Genomic DNA, 18,584 nt, shown 5'->3' with positions numbered 1-18,584 from the left:
CGCAGATAAATAGCGGACGGCGCTGCGGTTGGCGAGCCAGGAACATAAGTCTTTCGGGTCATCCGTTCGCATGCCTGTGCAAATTTGCACGACTATTGGGCAAATCGGCAGATCGCTCTGCGACAACGCGTACGCCATATGAGCCGACGATACCGCTTGGCCGGTATGATCCAAATTTAGGAAACACGATCGTGGAAATCCTCTTCATCCCCCTGGCGCTTGTCGCCGGCGGTCTGCTCGCCGTGCAGGCCGGCGCCAACGCACAACTTTCAAAGGCAGTCGGTTCGCCCTTTGCCGCAACCACGCTTCAGCTCGCGGTCGGCGCGGTCGTGCTGCTGTCGATCACAGCCCTCACCGGAACGACGCCGGCGCTGCTGGCCATTCGCAAGGCCGAATGGTGGCACGCGATTGGCGGCATGGCATCGGCCTTCTACGTCGTCTCAACCATTCTTCTGTTCCCTCGCCTCGGCGCCGTCGTGTCGGTCGGGCTGTTCATCGCCGGGCAGATGCTTGCATCCTTCGCCCTGGACACGTTCGGCTGGCTCGGGATTCCAGAAGCTGGACTGCGAGCCGGGCCAGCCTTTGGCATGCTTATTGTGCTCGTTGGTGCTGCCCTCATCGTTCTCGGACAGAAGGGCGCGGCGGACAATCTCGCGTCCTCAAAGCTGGGCTGGATAGGGCTGGCGCTGCTGGCCGGCGCCGTGCTTCCGGTGCAAGGCGCGGTGAATGCCTTGCTTCGGCACGACCTTGGCGGCGCGCCGTTCGCCGTCGGCACCATTTCGTTCCTGGTGGCGATGCTGGCGATGGCCGCAGTTCTTCTGGCCACGTTCGCCCTGGCGAAGACACCTCGCCCTCGCCTCGCAGGCCTGTCATCGATGCCCTGGTGGGGTTGGGTCGGCGGGTTTGCAGGCGCGACCTATGTCACGACGGTGTTCACCGCCATCCCGGTCATCGGGGCGGCGGCTGCCGTCAGCCTGACGGTGGCAGGCCAGCAGGTTGCCAGCATCTTCGTCGACACGTTCGGCTGGTTTCGGCTGCCGCAGCGGCTGGTGTCGGGCATGCGGCTCGCCGGCGTCGTCCTGCTTCTGGCCGGCTGCATCGTCATCAAGGCGCTTTGATCCCGGTGGCGCGGCACGTCAGCCGAAATCGATCACCAGTTCCTGTCCCTCCCCTGATCTGGGGGGTCGAGGTGTCGCCGCGAGGTCACCAACGAAGCAAGGTCCGCCGTCCCAAAAGCAATTTTTCGCCCCTTCCACAGCCGGCTCTAGAATTTCGATCGCAAATCACGCATGATGCATTTGGTATTTTCCCGGGACGGCTTTGCGCCCCTGAAATACCGGGAGGAACGGGACATGCCCATCGTGGTTGTACTCGTTTTGATCGTCGTGGGCTCGGTGTTGTTCCACTTCCTGAGCCCATGGTGGTGGACTCCGATTGCCTCGAACTGGGACTATATCGACAACACCATCATCATCACCTTTTGGATCACCGGCGTCGTCTTCGCCGCCGTCGTGCTGTTCATGGCCTATTGCGTCTTTCGCTTCCGTCATCGGGAGGGGGGCCGGGCGGCCTACGAACCGGAGAACAAGCGGCTCGAATGGTGGCTGACGATCGTTACCGGCGTGGGTGTAACCGCCATGCTGGTCCCCGGGCTGTTCGTCTGGAGCCAGTTCGTCAACGTTCCAAGCGACGCAACCGTGGTCGAAGTCGTCGGCCAGCAATGGCAGTGGAGTTTCCGCTTGCCCGGCAAGGACGGCAAGCTCGGCACATCCGACACCCGTGACGTCACCGCAGAAAATCCGCTGGGCGTGATCGCCAAGGATCCCAACGGCCAGGACGATGTCGTGGTCGAAGCGGCCGACCTGCATCTGCCGGTCGGCAAGCCGGTCAAGATGCTGCTCCGCTCGATCGATGTGCTGCATGATTTCTATGTTCCGGAATTCCGCGCCAAGATGGACATGATACCGGGCTCGGTCACCTATTTCTGGTTCACCCCGACCAAGACCGGAACCTTCCAGGTCCTGTGCGCCGAACTGTGCGGCCAAGGCCATCCGATGATGCATGGCATCGTTATGGTCGACACCCAGGAAGACTATGTGGCCTGGCTCGACCAGCAGCAGACGTTCGCGCAATTGTCGGCGCCCCAGCAGACGGGCTCGGCGGAACAGGCGCCGGGCAACGCGACGGCGTCAGCTCTAGAAGTTGCGGTAAAACTCGAAACAGTCGGGTCCCGCTGAAAAGGGCACGGAGGTGCTCCGCCTATGGTCGATGTCACGCCTGCAGATGCCGTCCCGCCTGCCGAAGTTGCGGAAATGGAACTCTACCATCCGCACAGCTGGTGGACGAAGTATGTCTTCTCGCAGGATGCCAAGGTCATCGCCATCCAGTATTCGGCAACGGCAACGGCCATCGGCCTTGTCGCGCTGGTGCTGTCCTGGCTGATGCGCCTGCAACTCGGCTTCCCCGGCACGTTCGATTTCATCACCCCCGAGGCCTACTACCAGTTCATCACCATGCACGGCATGATCATGGTGATCTACCTGCTCACGGCACTCTTCCTCGGCGGCTTCGGCAACTACCTCATCCCGCTGATGGTCGGCGCGCGCGACATGGTCTTTCCCTATGTCAACATGCTGAGCTACTGGATCTACCTGCTTGCCGTGCTGGTTCTGGTGTCGAGTTTCTTTGCGCCTGGCGGACCGACCGGCGCCGGCTGGACGCTCTACCCGCCGCAAGCCATCATGACCGGAACACCTGGCGGCCAGGAATGGGGCATCATCCTGATGCTCGTCTCGCTGATCCTGTTCATCATCGGCTTCACCATGGGCGGCCTGAACTATGTCGTGACGGTGCTGCAGGGCCGCACGCGCGGCATGACAATGATGCGCCTGCCGCTGACCGTCTGGGGCATATTCACCGCCACCGTCATGGCGCTGCTCGCCTTCCCGGCGCTGTTCGTCGCCTGCGTGATGATGCTGCTTGACCGCGTGCTCGGCACCTCCTTCTTCATGCCCGCGGTTGTCGAGATGGGCGAACAGTTGCAGCACAATGGCGGCAGCCCGATCCTGTTCCAGCATCTGTTCTGGTTCTTCGGCCACCCCGAAGTCTACATCGTGGCGCTTCCGGCCTTCGGCATCGTCTCCGATCTGATCAGCACGCACGCGCGCAAGAACATTTTTGGCTACCGGATGATGGTCTGGGCCATCGTTGGCATCGGCGCCCTGAGCTTCGTGGTATGGGCGCACCACATGTATGTCAGCGGCATGCACCCCTATTTCGGCTTCTTCTTCGCCACCACGACATTGATCATCGCCATCCCGACCGCGATCAAGGTCTACAATTGGGTGCTGACGCTGTGGCGCGGCGACATCCATCTCACCATACCGATGCTGTTTGCCATGGCTTTCATCGTCACCTTCGTCAATGGCGGGTTGACCGGGCTGTTTCTCGGCAACGTCGTCGTCGACGTCCCGCTGTCGGACACGATGTTCGTCGTCGCTCACTTCCACATGGTCATGGGTGTTGCCCCGATCGTCGTTATCTTCGGCGCGATCTACCACTGGTACCCGAAGGTCACCGGCCGGATGCTCAACGAGACGCTCGGCCGGTTCCATTTCTGGGTCACCTTCCTCGGCGCCTACCTGATCTTCTTTCCCATGCACTATATCGGCCTGATGGGCGTGCCGCGGCGCTATGCCGAGATGACCGATGTGACGGTGATGACGGAGTCGGCGCATCACCTGAACTCGTTCATCAGCATCATGGCGTTCATAGTCGGCTTTGCCCAGATCGTGTTCCTGTTCAATCTGATCTGGAGTATCCGCCATGGCCGCGAGGCCGGTGGCAATCCATGGCGGGCCACCACGCTCGAATGGCAGACGCCGCAGACACCACCGGCGCATGGCAATTTCGGCAAGGAGCTGCCGATCGTCTATCGCTGGGCCTATGACTACAGCGTGCCGGGCGCCAAGGAGGACTTCATTCCGCAAAACATGCCGGGCACCTTCGGCCCCTCCAGGGAGCCCGCATGAGCGTCATCCTGGTCTTCCTGCTCGTGATTGCCGGCTTTGCCGGCTGGTGGCTCTCCCATCAGCGGCTGATGACCAAGCCATGGCTCGAGCAAGGTGTGGCGGAAGATTTTGTCCCCTTCGACCGGTCGGGCCTGCCGACCGCCAAGATCGGCCTCGGTGTCTTCCTTGCCGTCGTCGGTTGCCTGTTCGCGCTGTTCACCAGCGCCTACTTCATGCGGATGGCGCTGTCGGACTGGCAGCCGCTGCCAATGCCCCGCCTGCTCTGGCTCAACACCGGCATGCTGGTCCTGAGCAGCATCGCGCTGCAATGCGCCTCCGTCGCGGCACGCAAGCGCCAGATGGACACGGTCAGGCTCGGCCTTGTCGCGGCTGGGCTCACCGCGATCGCCTTCCTCATCGGGCAGCTCATGGCATGGCGGGACCTGACCGCCGATGGCTATTTCCTGGCCTCCAATCCGGCCAACAGTTTTTTCTACCTGATAACCGGGATGCACGGCCTGCACATAGTCGGAGGGCTGGTGGGCCTGAGCAGAACAACCGCCGGCGCCTGGAACGGAGCACGGCCGGAACGGCTTCGCCTCAGCGTCGAATTGTGCGCCATGTACTGGCATTTCCTGCTTTTCGTCTGGCTCGCCATCTTCGCTCTTTTGGCCGGCTGGGCCGCGACGTTCATCGATATTTGCCGGCAGTTGCTGACCTAGGAGGTCGAGGAGCATGGCAGAAACGACACTGACGCATACCGGCCAAACGGAGTCGCGGCCCGCAGGCTGGCAAGGCATCGCCGCCGACTGGTCGTCGGATCAGCGCGCGTTCAAGAACGTGTCCTGGGGCAAGGCCATGATGTGGATCTTCCTGCTCAGCGACACCTTCATCTTCGGCTGCTTCCTGCTCTCCTACATGACCGCGCGCGTCTCCACGCGCGTGCCGTGGCCCAATCCGAGCGAGGTCTTTGCGCTTCGTATCGGCGGTTCGGATATTCCACTGATCCTGATCGCCATCATGACCTTCGTGCTGATATCGAGCAGCGGAACGATGGCCATGGCGGTCAATTTCGGCTATCGCCGCGACCGCCGCAAAACGGCAATCCTCATGCTTTTGACGGCAGCGCTAGGAGCCACCTTCGTCGGCATGCAAGCCTTCGAATGGACCAAGCTGATCACCGAAGGCGTACGGCCCTGGGGCAATCCATGGGGCGCGGCACAATTCGGTTCGACTTTCTTCATGATCACCGGCTTCCACGGCACGCATGTGACGATCGGGGTGATCTTCCTCATCATCGTGGCACGAAAGGTCTGGCGTGGAGACTACGACGTCGGACGTCCCGGCTTCTTCACCAGCCGCAGGGGTCGCTACGAGAACGTCGAAATCATGGGGCTCTACTGGCATTTCGTCGACCTGGTCTGGGTGTTCATTTTCGCATTCTTCTATCTTTGGTGAGAGGCTGACATGGCTGAAGCAACCGCAAATGGCCTTGGACAACACGGACTTCACGCCAGCCATGCGCATGACGCGCCAGCGACTGGCGTCGCCCAGGCGGAGGTTCATCAGGAACACCCGATCAAGCTCTATATGGTGGTCTGGGCATGGCTGTTCATCCTCAGCACCTGCTCCTATCTGGTCGATTATTTCGGCCTCCACGGCTATCTCAGATGGTCGCTGATCTTGATCTTCATGATTCTCAAGGCGGGGCTGATCGTCGCCGTGTTCATGCACATGGCCTGGGAGCGGCTGGCGCTGACGTATGCGATCATCCTGCCGCCGGTTCTGATACTGGTGTTCGTGGCTATGATGCTGTTCGAAGCGGATTACACGCTTCTCACCCGGATGTCGTTTTTCGGGCCCGGGCCCTGACGCGCAATCCGAATTTGAGGCCTGGTCGACAGAGGCGCCCTGCTGTTAGGGTCGGGCTGGTGCTGCCTTGAAACAAGCGGCGGCTGATCCATCTTGTTATTGTCAGAAACGATCGGAGGAGAATGATTGCCCTCGTTTCCAATGCGCCGCGAAACTCCAGCAGGGAGGCCGAAGATGACGATCGCAAACAGACTGAAGGACTACATTGACGGGAGAGGAATCTCCTATGACACCGTCGCCCATCATCGCACATCGACGAGCAGGCAGTCCGCCATTGCCGCGCATGTGCCCGGCAGCATGATGGCCAAATCGGTGGTCGTTCACCACGAACTCGGTTATGCGCTGGCCGTAGTCCCAAGCACGCACAGAATCGAGCTCGGTACACTGCAGGACGTCATGGACAGGCGTCTTGGACTCGCTTCCGAAGACGAGGTGGTCTCACTCTTCGGCGATTGCGACACCGGCGCCATTCCACCGATCGGTGCCGCCTATGATGTCCCGGTGATCCTCGACGACAGCCTCGGCGAGGCTGCCGACATCTATTTCGAGGGCGGCGACCACAGGACGCTGGTGCATGTTAGCGGCAAGGATTTCCACAATCTGACAATGGACGCACGTCACGCCCGCTTCAGCCACGCTGCCTACTGAAAAATCAACCGGCTGCACCGGCACTCTCGCCCGTGCAGCCGGGGCCGGATATCGTCAACTCGCCGGTCTGACCGGCGACGGCGGTTCCACAACCTTGCGGTAGACATGCCAGGTGGCGTGACCGAGGATCGGCAGCACGACCGCCAGCCCGGCAAACACCGGCAGCGAGCCGATGATGAGGGCGACGGCGACAATCAGTCCCCAGACAGCCATGGGGATCGGGTTTGCCAGCACCGCTCGCACCGAGGTGTGGATGGCTTCGTAGGCGCCGACATCGCGGTCGAGCAACAATGGGAAGGCGACGACCGTTGTGCACAACACCACCACGGCGAAGACGAAGCCGATGGCGTGCCCCATGACAATCAGAGACCAACCACGTCCGGTGGCAAATATTTCATTGATGAAGCCGGATATCGATGCCGGCGGAGCCGGGCCGAAGAGATATTGGTAGAACACCTGCGCCGTCAAAAGCCAGGCGATGAAGATTGCAACCAGCATGATTCCGACCGCCGCGATGGCTGGCAGGGCCGGAGAATTCCTGACCTCGAAAGCGTGCCTCCAGGAGGTGTCGAGCCCGGCTTCTCGTCTGCGGCTTATCTCATAGAGGCCGATCGCCGCGAATGGACCGATCAGCGCAAAGCCGGACACCAGCGGAAACAACAACGGCAGCGCATTGGCGCCCGAAGTCCAGGCAGCGAGCACGACGCCGACAAGCGGATAGATCAGGCAGAGAAAAACGATGTGCGATGGTTTGACCATGAAATCGTCAACACCGCGCTTGAGTGCATCGAAAAGATCGGAAACACCGATTTTTCGAATTTTGGTGTGTTCCAGCGTCTCGCTGGCGCCTGCAATCACGTGAAAACTTGTCATGCCGTTCCTCCAGACCAGGTCCGGTAAGGTCGCGGTTTCACGGTGCTGCCGTTCTGCATGACTGGCCACGCAAAACCGCGACCTGCACCGCAATCAACATACCCCATTGCCTGGAACTTGTCGCCCTTTTGTCACAAAGGCTCGGAAGGCCATACGCTGGCCCTTGAGGCCTTTCTTCGATAACCTCTCCAATCGAAGGTGTAGGTCATGGACGGAAAAACCATTCTGCTGCTCGGCCTTGGCGTCGTCGCTCTACTGATCCTTGGATTCTGTGCTCTACCATCGTGAGCCGATCCTGGTGTGCAACGTTTTCGGTGCACCGATCACCGACCTGCCGTCTCGACCCGGCGAGAGTTCCGAGAACAGCGGTAAAGCTGTCAACCTCCGGCTGACATGAACGCGCGCATCGCGATGGTGTCGGCAAGCAGCACGGCAAAGATCGCGAAAAGATAGAAAATCGAATAGGCAAACAGTGCCTTTGCCGGCTTCATCTCCTTGTCGGGGATGACCAGAGCCTTCCAGGCATGCCAGATGAAACCCGCGCCCAATGCGGCCGAAACAAGCCCATAGAACCCGCTCGTGAATCCGAACGCCCAGGGCAGCACGCCGATTGGTGCCAGGAGCAGTGAATAGGCGAAGATCTGCCTCCTGGTCGAGGCCTGGCCGGCCACGTTCGGCATCATCGGGATGCCGGCAGCGGCGTAGTCGCCGGCCTTGAACAGCGCGAGCGCCCAGAAATGCGGCGGCGTCCACAGGAAAATGATCAGGAACAGGATGAGGCTTTCAATGCCGATGGCGCCAGTGGCCGCCGCCCAGCCAATCATCGGAGGAAGGGCACCCGCCACGCCGCCGATGACGATGTTCTGCGGCGTCGAGCGCTTCAGCCACATCGTATAGATGACGACGTAGAAAAAGATGGTGAAGGCCAGCAGAGACGCAGCAAGCCAGCCCACCAGCACGCCGAGCGTCATGACCGAAAGCGCGGAAAGCACCAGGCCGAAACCGAAAGCTTCGCCGGGAGCGACGCGGCCTGATGGAACCGGCCGCTTTGACGTGCGCGACATCAGCGCGTCGATGTCCGCGTCGTACCACATGTTGAGCGCTCCGGCCGCTCCCGCTCCAACCGCAATCGCGCCTATTGCGATCACGGCAATGACCGGGTCCATCGCGCCGGGCGCCACCATCAGACCGACGAAGGCGGTAAAGACGGCAAGCGCCATGACCCGCGGCTTCAAGAGCGCAAAGAAATCACCGGCCGTCGCTTCCGAGAGGCGGACGCTGGTATCCTTGAGGCTTTCCTTGACCGACATTTGAGACGACCATCGATGGAAAACGGGCAGCCTAGCCGGCCGAAGAGCCAGGCTACTGGGAAAATTGCTTCAGATAGGCGATGACGTTGGCGACGTCCTCGTCCTTCTTGAGGCCGGGAAACGCCATCTTCGTCCCTTTCACTTTGGCCTTGGGATCGTGAAGGTAAGTCGTCAGCGTGGGTTCGTCCCATACGACGCCGGATTTGCCGGCGGCGATCATGGCCTCGGAGTATTTGAAATCCGGATGCGTGCCGGCCGTCCGGCCGATAACGCCGTGCAACGAAGGACCGATCTTGTTCGTGTCTACGTCCGCGACGTGGCAGACCTTGCATTTGGTGAAGACCTTCTCGCCCGCCGCAGCATCCTGTGCCCGCGACGGATTGGCGATGAAAGTTGCAACAGACACGACGGCGAAAAACGCAATCAAGCGCATGGCATTTCCTCCCTGATCGTCAAATTTGCCTGAGACGATTTGCGCATGCCGATACCGCCAGCATACGCCTTGCACGGCAGAACAGATTCTCCGCTTCTCCCCCAAATTGAATTGCGGCATCTGTCTACCACAGAATCTAGCCGGCAGGTAGAACAGGTCGACCGTACAAAGGTTTAGAGCAATTCCAGGAAAAGTGTGAAGCGGTTTTCCCGGGAAAAGCGCGTAGCGCTTTCCCTTGGGAATTGCGTAAGAACAAATACATAGAGCGGTTCGCCGTTTCCATGAAACGGTGAAGCGCTCTAGGTGGTTTGCGGTGGCTCGAGGCACATCCGCCACAACGAAAAAGGCCGCCTCAAGGGCGGCCTTTTCTGATCTTGTCTTCAGGCGCTTATTCGGCGTCCTTGGCGGCCTTCTTCTTCGGCGCGGCCTTCTTCTTGGGCTCTTCCGCGTCGTCGGCCTTTTCAGCCTTGTCGGCCTTCTTGGCAGTGGCCTTCTTCGCCGGCTTGGCCTTGGCGGTATCGGCCTCCTCCTCGTCGGCCATCAGCTCTTCCTTGCTGACCTTGACGTCGGTGACCGAGATCTGGCCGAGCAGATGGTCGACGACCTTCTCCTCGAACATCGGCGCACGCAATGTGTTCAGCGCTTCCGGGTTGCTGCGGTAGAACTCGAAGGCTTCCTGCTGCTGGTTGGCCGGGTAGCGGCGCACCTGCTCGAACAGGCCGCGCTGCAATTCCTCGTCCGAAACGGTGACGCCGGCCTTTTCGCCGATCTCGGCCAGAACCAGGCCGAGACGCACGCGGCGCTCGGCAAGGCGCAGATATTCGGCGCGTGCCTCTTCTTCCGTCGTCTCTTCATCGGCGAAGGTACGGCCGGCGGCTTCGAGATCGCGGTTCACCTGGGTCCAGATGTTGTTGAACTCGGCATCGACGAGCTTCGACGGCGCTTCGAACGAATAGGCCGCGTCGAGCTGGTCGAGCAGCTGGCGCTTGACCTTCTGGCGCGTCATCGAACCGAACTGGTTCTCGATCTGGCCACGCACCACGTCGCGCAGGCGCTCCAGCGATTCCAGGCCGAGATTCTTGGCCATCTCGTCATTGATTTCCAGCGCGCCGGGCTTGGACACTTCCTTGACGGTGACGTCGAAGGTGGCTTCCTTGCCGGCCAGATGCGCCGCCTGGTAGTTTTCCGGGAACGTGACCGTGACCTGCTTTTCATCGCCGGCCTTGGCGCCGACGAGCTGGTCCTCAAAACCCGGGATAAATTCCTTGGAACCCAGAACCAGCGGCTGGTCGGTGCCGGCGCCGCCTGAGAATGCCTCGCCGTCGATCTTGCCGACATAGTCGATCGAAACACGGTCGCCTTCGGCGGCCTTGCCGGTCTTCGGCTCGAAGCTGCGTGCCGATTCGGCGACGCGCTGGACCTGCTCGTCGATCTCGCTGTCCGGCACGTCGAACACCTGGCGAGTCACCTTGATGTCGGAGAAATCCTTGATCTCGATCGCCGGGATGATCTCGTAGTTGAGGCGGAATTCGAAGTCAGCGCCGCCGGCCAGGATCTTCTCGGCCTCTTTTTCGTCCTCGGTCATGATCACTTCGGGCTGCATGGCGGCCTTTTCGCCGCGGCCGGTGATGATCGAACGGGTCGAATCGTTGAGGATCTCGTTGACCACTTCGGCCATGAACGACTTGCCGTAGACCTTGCGCAGGTGCTGGACCGGCACCTTGCCGGGACGGAAGCCGTTGATGCGGACCTTGTCGCGGGCATCGGACAGCCGCGCCATAAGCTTGGCTTCCATATCACCGGCCGGCACGGTGATCTTGATCTCGCGCTTGAGACCGGAGTTGAGCGTTTCGGTGACCTGCATCGTAAAACCTTTATCTTCACCAAAGAGACTGCCACGGCGTTTTGCCGTTCACAGCCTGCCGGTACAATCTTGCCGGGAATGGCTTTTGGTACGGAACCTGGCGATTTGACCGAAATTACGGCTCAAACTCTTCCAAACTGCGTTCCAAGATGTGAATAAGTTCTTGTTTTTCCTACTTCTTATCACATTCTGCAGAAGCGGATCGGCGCGTCCCGTCACATTTGACACGCCTTTTGTCACAGGCGAGGCTAATTTTCAACCATCTTCGCGTTGCAGCGAATTGACGCCATTTTCGCCCCGACATTGACAGAATGATGGCTACATGGGATTGCCGGGCGATGCGGATGTGGCGGAACTGGTAGACGCCCTGGATTTAGGTTCCAGTGCCGAAAGGCGTGGGGGTTCGAGTCCCTTCATCCGCACCACCCTTCGCTCTTTCGAGCTTCGGGTGGCAGGCCACGGGAAGCTCGAAAGACCGAAGGGTGTCCTCCGAAGCCTTGGCGAAGGAGGACTGGCGGCGCCCTACGCTTCAAACACCTGGCCCGTGAACCAATCTGCCAGCTTCGCCAGTTCAGGCCCCAGCACCCGGTCGGCATCGACCGGCGGGACGATCTTCCTGATATCGGCCACGAACGACTGCAGCGCCGGCGGTGCCGCGCGTTCAGTCACGTGTAGGGCCTGCGAGGCGATCATGGCCAGCATCGCCATCGCCGCATCGAGGCAGCGGCCCGCGGTTGCTTCCTTGGTCCAGGCGAAGAATGCCGTGGTGGCGACGTCGTCCTGGCCGGCGCCTGCCGATTCGGTTCCCGGAATGAAGGTGCGCTGCGCCGCGAGCTTGGCCTGTTCGAGATAGCCGGTGATCGCCATCGGCACATAGCCGACATTGCCGTGGCCATCGCTGTCGGCCCAGTGCCGCCCGGTCATCAACAGGTCCGGCAGCAGCGACACCTTGCCGTTGAGCAGTTTCGAGGCGTGACGGTCGCAGAGCAAGCAGAGATCGGCCCAGATCGCCGCCAGATCGTCGAGCGCCGGCGTCGCCATGGCATTGTGATAGCCGCCGGTGGAGATGCAGCGTCCGAGCGGATGCGCCTCGTCGGGCGGGATATAGACCGGATTGTCCGAGATCGAGGCCAGCGACACGGTGGCTGCCTGCTCGGCGCCGGCCAGCGCGCGATGCGCGTGGCCGAGCACGCGTGGCACGATGCGGTAGCTGACCGGCGCCTGGTAATTGCGCCGCCCGTCGCCTGCGCCGACCAGAAACTGCCGCAACCCGGACAAGGCCGCCGCCTCGTGCTCGTCGCCCCAGAGCCCGTCGAGCGCGGCATCATAGTGCTCAAGCGGCGCGCGAAACGCCTCGATCGACAGCGCAAACACCTTGTGCGCCATGGCGACGCGACGGCGCGCCGCCAAGGCCGCGTCCGCGACCAGTGCCGCCGCGCAAGGCGAGCCGTTGATCAGCGAACCCCGCTCCTTCACTTCGAGCTCCAAGCCAGCGGTAAGCGCGGCAAACAGCGGATAGAGCGCCAGGATCTCGCCGGCGCCGCCCTGCCCCTGCGACGGCACCACCGGCATCGGCCCGCCGTCCAGCATCGCGGCAACCGCCTGCGCGACGCGCGGCGTGGTGGCGGCATTGCCTTCGATGAAGTTGGTCAACCGGGCCAGCACGATCGCCCTGACGACGCGCTCCGGCAGCGGCTCGCCAAACGATGTGGCGGCGGCAAAAGCCTTGATCCGCGCATGACGGTCGCGCTCGTCACGTTCGAGCTTGCGGCTCGCCAGTTCGCCCATGGCGGTGGTGACGCCATAGATGACCGGCGGCGGATCGGATTCGATGAGTTTCAGGAATGAGGCGCGGCATTCGGCAATGCATTGCAAGGCCTTGTCGCCGATTGCGACCGTGTCGTTTTTCCAGGCGACACAAAATACAGAGTCGAGATTGATGTCTTCGCGCGTCGTCAGCGTAGTCGTCATGGTTCTTCGCCCGGACCTTGTTGCCTGCGGGCGAAGCGATCGATCTTTACCGAAACCCATGCCCTGAAATGAATTCCAGTCGTCAATTCTAGTAGAGCGGTTCCTCGAACATTGTCTTGTCGCCGTCCATAAGCGCCTTGATCTGCGCCTCGCCATTGGCGGCGAGCGCGATGCGCACCCCGAATGGCCGCACCCGCATGTCGTTCTGGATCGCCATGCCCTGGCCCTCCGGCAGGTAGAAGCGGTCGATGCCGTATTGCGGCGCGATCGTGGACTCGGGGTCAAGCGTCCAGCCCGGCGCGACCTGGCCGACAATATCGGCTTCGTCGGCGGCTGCCGGCGTCGGCGCCTTGCCGAACCAGGCCGTGGTCGCATGCCAGTAGCCGTCGGCGCCCGGCTTCAGCCGAACCACGATCGGCGTGGTGTCGCTGGTGGTCTGGCCGGCCGCAATGTTGGCGATCAGTTTCACCGGCAAGCGCGATATCTCGTAGCCGAGGATGATATAATCGCCGCGCAGCAGATCGCGCGGATCGACCGGCTCGATCTTCAGCAACACTTCCTTGCCGTTGCGCAGGATCGCGGCGCGGCCGGCGATGATCCAGCTCAGGAAGCCGATCTGGACGAGCGCCAAGACCAGCGCCGAGATGACAAGTTTCTTTCCCGATATCATGCTGCCGCTCCTTCCGGGGCCTTCATGCGCTTTTCCACGCGGATGATGACAAGCGCCAGTATGCCGAACAGCACCGCTGCGGCCAGGAAGAAGCCGGCCGTGTCGAGCATCGACTGCAGTGTCACCACGTAGATGATGGCGAGTTCGAAGGCAAAGCCGGCATAGGCGACCCAGCGCAGCCCCCTGCTCTCGCGCCCGCCCAGCATGATCGCCGCGGCAATGCCGGCCAGTGCCACGACCGAGGCGATGGCAAAGCCGCCGTTGAAGGTGCTGTGATCGCCAAGCTCAAACTGGATCATCGCCAGACCAGTCAGAAAGCCGATCAAGGCGTGCAATGGCAATCGGCCGCCGAGTTGCAAAATCCGGTCGACCGGCTCGGCTGCGAAGATCGCGACCGCAAACAGCAATGCCGACACCACGACCAGCGGGATGGCCAGCAGCAAGGTGTTGTGATCCATGCCGCGCACCGCAATATAGAAAATGACCGAGAGAATAATCAGGTGCCGGGCCGGCTGGCTGCGCGTCCAGAACGAGATGACAAACAGCACCGGCGCCATGATGACGAAGAAATTCGGGAATTCGGTGCGGTTGTAAAAGTCGAACTCCCGCACGAACAGCCAGGCAACGGATATGCCGACGGCCGCGACGGTCAGCGGGTTCGAGCGCAACGCCACCGCGGCAAGCGCCGTGCCGATGCCCCAGGTGACGATGGCCGAGGCCTCGTCGCCTGTGAGATGGTACATCTGGCCGATCAGCGCGATCGATCCGCCGAAGGCCGCGGCCGCCACGATCCACAGCGCCTCGCCGATCGCCGCATGGTCGCGCATCTTCAAGAGCGCGCCGCCGACATAGCCGGCGAGAATGACGGCAAACAGTGCCGCGACGCGCACCAACCGCGGGATGGCGTCCCAGTTGGAAGCGACGAACAACAGGATCGCGGCTCCAAACAGCAGCGCCGCCATCATTGCCAGGATGGTGCCGAAGCTCAGCGATTTGCGTTCGTTTGCCTCGATGTCGCGCGTCAGCGCATCGGCCGTCGGCGCATCGATCAGACCGGCCTGCAGCCAACGCCCGATATCCGACCTCACCCGTGACGAATAGCTCGCCATGCCGCGTCTCCCCCAGTTTGGTCTTTCTGACAGCCGATCGGGTCAAATTATTGACGCCAGAGCATGATGCCGAAAAGTGTGACGCGGTTTTCGGGCGACATCATGCTCTATCTCTTAGTTTAGAGGCGGATTCAGATTTCAGGTCGAACAGACCTGAAACCATCCGACTCTAGGCATTTTCCGATTCGGGTTTCTTTATGTCGAAGCCGTGAACGGGCGTTAATGTTGCATTGCACAATTTGCATTGCTGCCATGCGTCAATGGCACTTTTAAATCGATATAGTCCCACCTATTTTCTGTTCGTATACAAACGGAATGATCCGAAGAAAGACGAAACGAGTACTACCATGAACCTGATCCGCAACTACCGCAACTGGCGCCGCTACCGGGACACCGTCTCCGAGCTGAGCCGCCTGTCGACCCGTGAACTGACCGACCTCGGCATCAGCCGCAGCGACATCCACTACGTCGCCCGCAAGGCGGTCTAATCCTCTTCGGATCGCAAATGGTCCGAACCTGTTTTGAAAAAGAGAACGACAATGAACCTGATCCGCAACTATCGTAACTGGCGCGTTTATCGCGACACCGTTACCGAGCTGGGTCGCCTTTCGAACCGCCAGCTCCATGATCTCGGTATCGTCCGCGACGAGATCAAGATCATCGCCCGCAAGGCGACGATCTAAGTAAGAATTTCGCCAGGGTCGACCTCCTCCCCGACCCTGACGGATACGGTCAGCCTTCACCTCCTCCCGAGGGTTGACCACCAAAACGGCGCCCGCCGCACCTCCTCCCGCGGCGGGCGTTGTTTCCAAAGCGAACGTAGTTCGTCTTCCAAGAGGAAAGAATTTCGTCAAAGCCGACCTCCTCCCCGGCGATGACGAATAAGGCCGATCCCCACCTCCTCCCGAGGATCGGCCCCCAAAACGACACCCGCCGGATCCTCCCCCGGCGGGTGTTGCTGTTTCTAGGGTAGGCTTTCAGCTGAGCACGCCGTCGACCAAGGCGCCTAGGCCGCCATGAGAGCATCGTCGCGGACAGACTGGACAAGAAAGTCGAGCACCGTCGTCACACGCAACGGCATGTTCTTGCGGGTTGGGTACACGACATTGATCGGCAGCCGCGTCGGCGGAAAATCCGGCATCACCTTGACCAACCTGCCTTTCTCGATGTCCGGCCCGGCCAGGATATGGGACAGCACCGCAAGCCCTGCTCCCGCCAGCGTTGCCCGATGGACAGCCATTGAATTGTTGGCGACCAGGCGAGGCTCAACCCGCAGAACAACATCATCCGCCCCGTCGGAGAACGACCATGACCGGCCATCGCCGGCACGGCTGTAACAAATGCAGCGATGATCCCTGATGTCTTGCGGTGCTCGCGGTGTATCCCGCCCTTCGAGATAGCAAGGCGAGGCCACGAGAAAGGCCGTCGTCCAGCCGATCCGGCGGCAGATCAGGCTGCTGTCGCCGACCGGGCCGAGGCGCACCTCGAGATCGATGGCATCCGCGACGAGATCCGAGGGTTCCTCCCGCAAGATCAGGTCGACGGCGAGAGATGGATGGCTCTCCAGCAGCCTTGCAAGGCGGTCGCCGATAAACAACCCGAGCGGCGTGGGCAGGCTAAGCCGCACTTTTCCCGATACGGTTGCGCCCTCAGTGCCACTCGCTTCGCTCAGCGCCTCGACCGCTTCCACCACACGCAGCGCCATCGGCAGTATCTGCTCGCCCTCCACCGTCAAGGCAAGCGCGCTCGTCGTGCGATGCAAAAGGCGCGTCCTCAGATGCGCTTCCAGCGCCGAGACCTGCCGGGATACGGCCGGCTGCGTCAGGTTGAGGTCGATCGCGGCCGCGGAGAAGGACCTTGTCTGCGCCACCCGCAGGAACGTTCGCAACGCCGATACGACGTCCATCCTCAGCCTCATTACCTTTCGACATATGCCTTATGTCCGCATCCTAGGCGGCAGGCGCTTTACTGTCCAGATATTATGGATATTAATTGTCCTTAAGGACACAAAATATCCTCAAAACCCCCAGAAGGACAAGCAATGACACAGCGTCTGAACGCCGCCCAACAATCGCCCGAGCTGTTCAAGAAACTTTCCGACCTCAGCATGGCCGAGGCACACAGTGCCATCGAAGAGAAGATCCGCGATCTCGTCCATATCAGGGCATCGCAGATCAATGGCTGCGCCTTTTGCCTCGACATGCATGTCAAGGAAGCAAAGATCCATGGCGAGAGCGAGCTGCGGCTCTACCATGTCGCCGTCTGGCGGGAATCGACCCTGTTCATTCCGCGTGAACGCGCCGCCCTCGCCTGGACCGAAGCCGTCACCAAGCTTCCCGAAGGCGGCATTCCCGACGACCTCTATGAGCGCGTGCGCGGGCAGCTTTCGGAAAAGGAAATCTCCGACCTGACCTTCTCGATCATGGCCATCAACGCCTGGAACCGCGTCAGTGTTGCCTTCAAAGCCGTGCCCGGCTCCGCCGACAAGTTCTACGGCCTCGACAAGGCCGGCCTGAACTAACGCGTTCCCAGAGCAACCCATCAATCGACGCGGCGCGACAGCGCGCCGCAAACGGAGAGCATCATGAAAATCGTTATCATCGGCGGAACCGGCCTCATCGGCACCAAAACCACTGAGCGCCTGCGCAAACAGGGCCATGAGGTGATCGCCGCCGCCCCGAACACCGGCGTCAACACCATCACCGGCGAAGGCCTGAAAGAGGCGCTGGCCGGCACCGAGGTCGTGATCGATCTCGCCAACTCACCCTCCTTCGAGGACAAGGCCGCCATGGATTTCTTCACGATTTCCGGCCGCAATCTGCTCGCGGCAGGCAAGGCTGCCGGGGTCAAGCACCATATCGCGCTCTCGGTTGTCGGAACCGAACGCCTGCAGGACTGCGGCTATTTTCGCGCCAAACTCGTCCAGGAACAGCTGATCAAGGCCTCCGGCATTCCCTACACCATCGTTCATTCCACGCAGTTCATGGAATTCCTCGCCGGCATCGCCAAGTCGGGCACGGTCGGCGAAGCCGTGCATCTGTCGCCGGCCTATGTGCAGCCCATCGCATCCGACGACGTCGCCGACGTCATGGCGCGTGTCGCGCTCGCCGCGCCGATCAACGGCATGATCGAGATTTCCGGTCCGGAGCGCGTGCGGATGAGCGAACTCGTCACCCGCTACCTCAAGGCTGTCGGCGATCCCCGCAAGGTTGTGGCCGATCCGGAGGCGCTCTACTTCGGCGCGCGGCTGAACGACAATTCGCTCGTCTCCGACAACAATCCTCGCCTTGGCCACGTCACCTTCGAGCAGTGGTTCGCCACCGCGGCGCGGAAATGACCGTCGGGCTGCGCCTCAGCCCAGGCGCAGCGCATTCCTCAACAAAGGAGTTTTTCAAATGGTCAAATCAATCGTGGCTGCCCTCATCGTGGCGGCAGCCGTGGCCGGGCCGGCCGGAGCCACAGATACCCATCCCGCCGGCGAAAAAGCTGCCAAGGTCACCCTCGTCTATGAGCATGAACTGCCGAATGCGCCGGGCAAAAGCATCAAGGGCATCCTGGTCGAATACGGCCCCGGCGGTTACTCGGAAGCGCACACCCATCCAAGCTCGGCCTTCATCTATGCGACGGTGCTGGAAGGCTCCATCCGCAGCCAGGTCAATGACGACCCGGCCAAGGTCTACAAGGCCGGCGAGAGCTTTTCGGAGATGCCGGGCGATCGCCACAGCGTGAGCGAGAACGGCTCCAAGACGAAGCCCGCAAAACTGCTTGCCGTCTTCGTCGTCGACACCGCCCAGAAGGAATTGACCTATCCGGTCACGAAGTAG

20 protein-coding genes and 1 tRNA gene are annotated in these 18,584 nt (G+C 61.3%); 13 read left to right on the top strand and 8 right to left on the bottom strand.

The features are described from left to right. Window positions 1–191 precede the first annotated feature (191 nt). The 7 genes from H0241_RS04110 (at window position 192) to H0241_RS04080 (ending at window position 6,530) form a co-directional block, all read left to right on the top strand. On the top strand, window positions 192–1,118 hold the full coding sequence (locus H0241_RS04110) for a DMT family transporter (protein WP_181056112.1): 927 nt from the start codon (window positions 192–194) through the stop codon (window positions 1,116–1,118). A 234-nt stretch (window positions 1,119–1,352) separates the two neighbouring features. Then, entirely contained in the window at window positions 1,353–2,237 is an 885-nt protein-coding gene (locus H0241_RS04105; protein WP_181056111.1) for a cytochrome c oxidase subunit II, read from the top strand. 24 nt (window positions 2,238–2,261) lie between these two features. Next, on the top strand, window positions 2,262–4,031 hold the full coding sequence (gene ctaD / locus H0241_RS04100; protein ID WP_181056110.1) for a cytochrome c oxidase subunit I: 1,770 nt from the start codon (window positions 2,262–2,264) through the stop codon (window positions 4,029–4,031). Continuing rightward, complete coding sequence (locus H0241_RS04095) at window positions 4,028–4,732, top strand: cytochrome c oxidase subunit 3 (protein WP_181056109.1); 705 nt, start codon at window positions 4,028–4,030, stop codon at window positions 4,730–4,732. Before ctaD ends, H0241_RS04095 begins: the two co-directional genes overlap by 4 nt. A gap of 13 nt (window positions 4,733–4,745) precedes the next feature. Then, window positions 4,746–5,468 carry a heme-copper oxidase subunit III family protein gene (locus tag H0241_RS04090; protein WP_181056108.1) on the top strand — a complete coding sequence of 241 codons (723 nt, stop codon included), beginning with the start codon at window positions 4,746–4,748 and terminating at the stop codon, window positions 5,466–5,468. Window positions 5,469–5,477: 9 nt separating this feature from the next. Further along, entirely contained in the window at window positions 5,478–5,882 is a 405-nt protein-coding gene (locus tag H0241_RS04085) for a cytochrome C oxidase subunit IV family protein (RefSeq protein WP_181056107.1), read from the top strand. 174 nt (window positions 5,883–6,056) lie between these two features. Further along, a complete protein-coding gene (locus H0241_RS04080; protein ID WP_181056106.1) occupies window positions 6,057–6,530 on the top strand; it encodes an aminoacyl-tRNA deacylase in 474 nt (157 codons plus the stop codon). Between the two features lie 54 nt (window positions 6,531–6,584). Here H0241_RS04080 and H0241_RS04075 read toward each other — a convergent pair whose 3' ends face one another. The 4 genes from H0241_RS04075 to tig form a co-directional block, all read right to left on the bottom strand. Then, window positions 6,585–7,403: a DUF2189 domain-containing protein gene (locus H0241_RS04075; protein ID WP_181056105.1), complete on the bottom strand. Its 819-nt coding sequence runs from the start codon at window positions 7,401–7,403 to the stop codon at window positions 6,585–6,587. Between the two features lie 377 nt (window positions 7,404–7,780). After that, the gene (gene cyoE, locus H0241_RS04070; RefSeq protein WP_181056104.1) at window positions 7,781–8,713 is read right to left on the bottom strand and encodes a heme o synthase; all 933 of its coding nucleotides are present in this window, start codon (window positions 8,711–8,713) and stop codon (window positions 7,781–7,783) included. A gap of 52 nt (window positions 8,714–8,765) precedes the next feature. Continuing rightward, window positions 8,766–9,146 (bottom strand): c-type cytochrome, encoded by a 381-nt coding sequence (locus H0241_RS04065; protein ID WP_181056171.1) that lies wholly within the window; start codon window positions 9,144–9,146, stop codon window positions 8,766–8,768. Between the two features lie 388 nt (window positions 9,147–9,534). Continuing rightward, window positions 9,535–11,010 carry a trigger factor gene (gene tig, locus H0241_RS04060; protein ID WP_181056103.1) on the bottom strand — a complete coding sequence of 492 codons (1,476 nt, stop codon included), beginning with the start codon at window positions 11,008–11,010 and terminating at the stop codon, window positions 9,535–9,537. A gap of 340 nt (window positions 11,011–11,350) precedes the next feature. Here tig and H0241_RS04055 point away from each other — a divergent pair. Then, window positions 11,351–11,435: transfer RNA gene (locus tag H0241_RS04055), tRNA-Leu, on the top strand. 97 nt (window positions 11,436–11,532) lie between these two features. Here H0241_RS04055 and H0241_RS04050 read toward each other — a convergent pair. The 3 genes from H0241_RS04050 to H0241_RS04040 all read right to left on the bottom strand — a co-directional run bounded on the left by H0241_RS04050 (window position 11,533) and on the right by H0241_RS04040 (window position 14,760). Beyond that, window positions 11,533–12,981 carry an aromatic amino acid lyase gene (locus H0241_RS04050; protein ID WP_181056102.1) on the bottom strand — a complete coding sequence of 483 codons (1,449 nt, stop codon included), beginning with the start codon at window positions 12,979–12,981 and terminating at the stop codon, window positions 11,533–11,535. An 88-nt stretch (window positions 12,982–13,069) separates the two neighbouring features. After that, the gene (locus H0241_RS04045) at window positions 13,070–13,651 is read right to left on the bottom strand and encodes a GDYXXLXY domain-containing protein (protein ID WP_181056101.1); all 582 of its coding nucleotides are present in this window, start codon (window positions 13,649–13,651) and stop codon (window positions 13,070–13,072) included. Beyond that, window positions 13,648–14,760: a DUF2157 domain-containing protein gene (locus tag H0241_RS04040; RefSeq protein ID WP_181056100.1), complete on the bottom strand. Its 1,113-nt coding sequence runs from the start codon at window positions 14,758–14,760 to the stop codon at window positions 13,648–13,650. The genes H0241_RS04045 and H0241_RS04040 overlap by 4 nt, the downstream gene beginning before the upstream one ends. 347 nt (window positions 14,761–15,107) lie before the next feature. On the opposite strand from H0241_RS04040, the gene H0241_RS04035 reads away from it, so the two are divergent. Beyond that, on the top strand, window positions 15,108–15,248 hold the full coding sequence (locus H0241_RS04035) for a DUF1127 domain-containing protein (RefSeq protein ID WP_091596947.1): 141 nt from the start codon (window positions 15,108–15,110) through the stop codon (window positions 15,246–15,248). 51 nt (window positions 15,249–15,299) lie between these two features. Further along, entirely contained in the window at window positions 15,300–15,443 is a 144-nt protein-coding gene (locus H0241_RS04030) for a DUF1127 domain-containing protein (protein ID WP_142865062.1), read from the top strand. A 323-nt stretch (window positions 15,444–15,766) separates the two neighbouring features. On the opposite strand, the gene H0241_RS04025 is transcribed toward H0241_RS04030, so the two are convergent. Continuing rightward, window positions 15,767–16,666: a LysR family transcriptional regulator gene (locus H0241_RS04025; RefSeq protein ID WP_181056099.1), complete on the bottom strand. Its 900-nt coding sequence runs from the start codon at window positions 16,664–16,666 to the stop codon at window positions 15,767–15,769. A gap of 135 nt (window positions 16,667–16,801) precedes the next feature. Between H0241_RS04025 and H0241_RS04020 the strand changes: the two genes are divergently transcribed. The 3 genes from H0241_RS04020 to H0241_RS04010 all read left to right on the top strand — a co-directional run bounded on the left by H0241_RS04020 (window position 16,802) and on the right by H0241_RS04010 (window position 18,584). After that, window positions 16,802–17,281 (top strand): carboxymuconolactone decarboxylase family protein, encoded by a 480-nt coding sequence (locus H0241_RS04020; protein ID WP_181056098.1) that lies wholly within the window; start codon window positions 16,802–16,804, stop codon window positions 17,279–17,281. 63 nt (window positions 17,282–17,344) lie between these two features. After that, entirely contained in the window at window positions 17,345–18,097 is a 753-nt protein-coding gene (locus H0241_RS04015; RefSeq protein ID WP_181056097.1) for an SDR family oxidoreductase, read from the top strand. Between the two features lie 58 nt (window positions 18,098–18,155). Beyond that, window positions 18,156–18,584 (top strand): cupin domain-containing protein, encoded by a 429-nt coding sequence (locus tag H0241_RS04010; protein WP_181056096.1) that lies wholly within the window; start codon window positions 18,156–18,158, stop codon window positions 18,582–18,584.

The organism is Mesorhizobium neociceri, from assembly GCF_013520985.1.
In the GTDB taxonomy this organism is placed as follows: domain Bacteria; phylum Pseudomonadota; class Alphaproteobacteria; order Rhizobiales; family Rhizobiaceae; genus Mesorhizobium; species Mesorhizobium neociceri.
This window is presented reverse-complemented; position numbering and strand designations above follow the sequence as displayed.

What these genes read in the sequence shown, in the direction of transcription:
- H0241_RS04105 (WP_181056111.1), top strand. Translation starts at nt 1,353, where the DNA reads ATGCCCATCGTGGTTGTACTCGTTTTGATCGTCGTGGGCTCGGTGTTG.
- ctaD (WP_181056110.1), top strand. Translation starts at nt 2,262, where the DNA reads ATGGTCGATGTCACGCCTGCAGATGCCGTCCCGCCTGCCGAAGTTGCG.
- H0241_RS04095 (WP_181056109.1), top strand. Translation starts at nt 4,028, where the DNA reads ATGAGCGTCATCCTGGTCTTCCTGCTCGTGATTGCCGGCTTTGCCGGC.
- H0241_RS04090 (WP_181056108.1), top strand. Translation starts at nt 4,746, where the DNA reads ATGGCAGAAACGACACTGACGCATACCGGCCAAACGGAGTCGCGGCCC.
- H0241_RS04085 (WP_181056107.1), top strand. Translation starts at nt 5,478, where the DNA reads ATGGCTGAAGCAACCGCAAATGGCCTTGGACAACACGGACTTCACGCC.
- H0241_RS04080 (WP_181056106.1), top strand. Translation starts at nt 6,057, where the DNA reads ATGACGATCGCAAACAGACTGAAGGACTACATTGACGGGAGAGGAATC.
- H0241_RS04075 (WP_181056105.1), bottom strand. Translation starts at nt 7,403, where the DNA reads ATGACAAGTTTTCACGTGATTGCAGGCGCCAGCGAGACGCTGGAACAC.
- cyoE (WP_181056104.1), bottom strand. Translation starts at nt 8,713, where the DNA reads ATGTCGGTCAAGGAAAGCCTCAAGGATACCAGCGTCCGCCTCTCGGAA.
- H0241_RS04065 (WP_181056171.1), bottom strand. Translation starts at nt 9,146, where the DNA reads ATGCGCTTGATTGCGTTTTTCGCCGTCGTGTCTGTTGCAACTTTCATC.
- tig (WP_181056103.1), bottom strand. Translation starts at nt 11,010, where the DNA reads ATGCAGGTCACCGAAACGCTCAACTCCGGTCTCAAGCGCGAGATCAAG.
- H0241_RS04050 (WP_181056102.1), bottom strand. Translation starts at nt 12,981, where the DNA reads ATGACGACTACGCTGACGACGCGCGAAGACATCAATCTCGACTCTGTA.
- H0241_RS04045 (WP_181056101.1), bottom strand. Translation starts at nt 13,651, where the DNA reads ATGATATCGGGAAAGAAACTTGTCATCTCGGCGCTGGTCTTGGCGCTC.
- H0241_RS04040 (WP_181056100.1), bottom strand. Translation starts at nt 14,760, where the DNA reads ATGGCGAGCTATTCGTCACGGGTGAGGTCGGATATCGGGCGTTGGCTG.
- H0241_RS04035 (WP_091596947.1), top strand. Translation starts at nt 15,108, where the DNA reads ATGAACCTGATCCGCAACTACCGCAACTGGCGCCGCTACCGGGACACC.
- H0241_RS04030 (WP_142865062.1), top strand. Translation starts at nt 15,300, where the DNA reads ATGAACCTGATCCGCAACTATCGTAACTGGCGCGTTTATCGCGACACC.
- H0241_RS04025 (WP_181056099.1), bottom strand. Translation starts at nt 16,666, where the DNA reads ATGGACGTCGTATCGGCGTTGCGAACGTTCCTGCGGGTGGCGCAGACA.
- H0241_RS04020 (WP_181056098.1), top strand. Translation starts at nt 16,802, where the DNA reads ATGACACAGCGTCTGAACGCCGCCCAACAATCGCCCGAGCTGTTCAAG.
- H0241_RS04015 (WP_181056097.1), top strand. Translation starts at nt 17,345, where the DNA reads ATGAAAATCGTTATCATCGGCGGAACCGGCCTCATCGGCACCAAAACC.
- H0241_RS04010 (WP_181056096.1), top strand. Translation starts at nt 18,156, where the DNA reads ATGGTCAAATCAATCGTGGCTGCCCTCATCGTGGCGGCAGCCGTGGCC.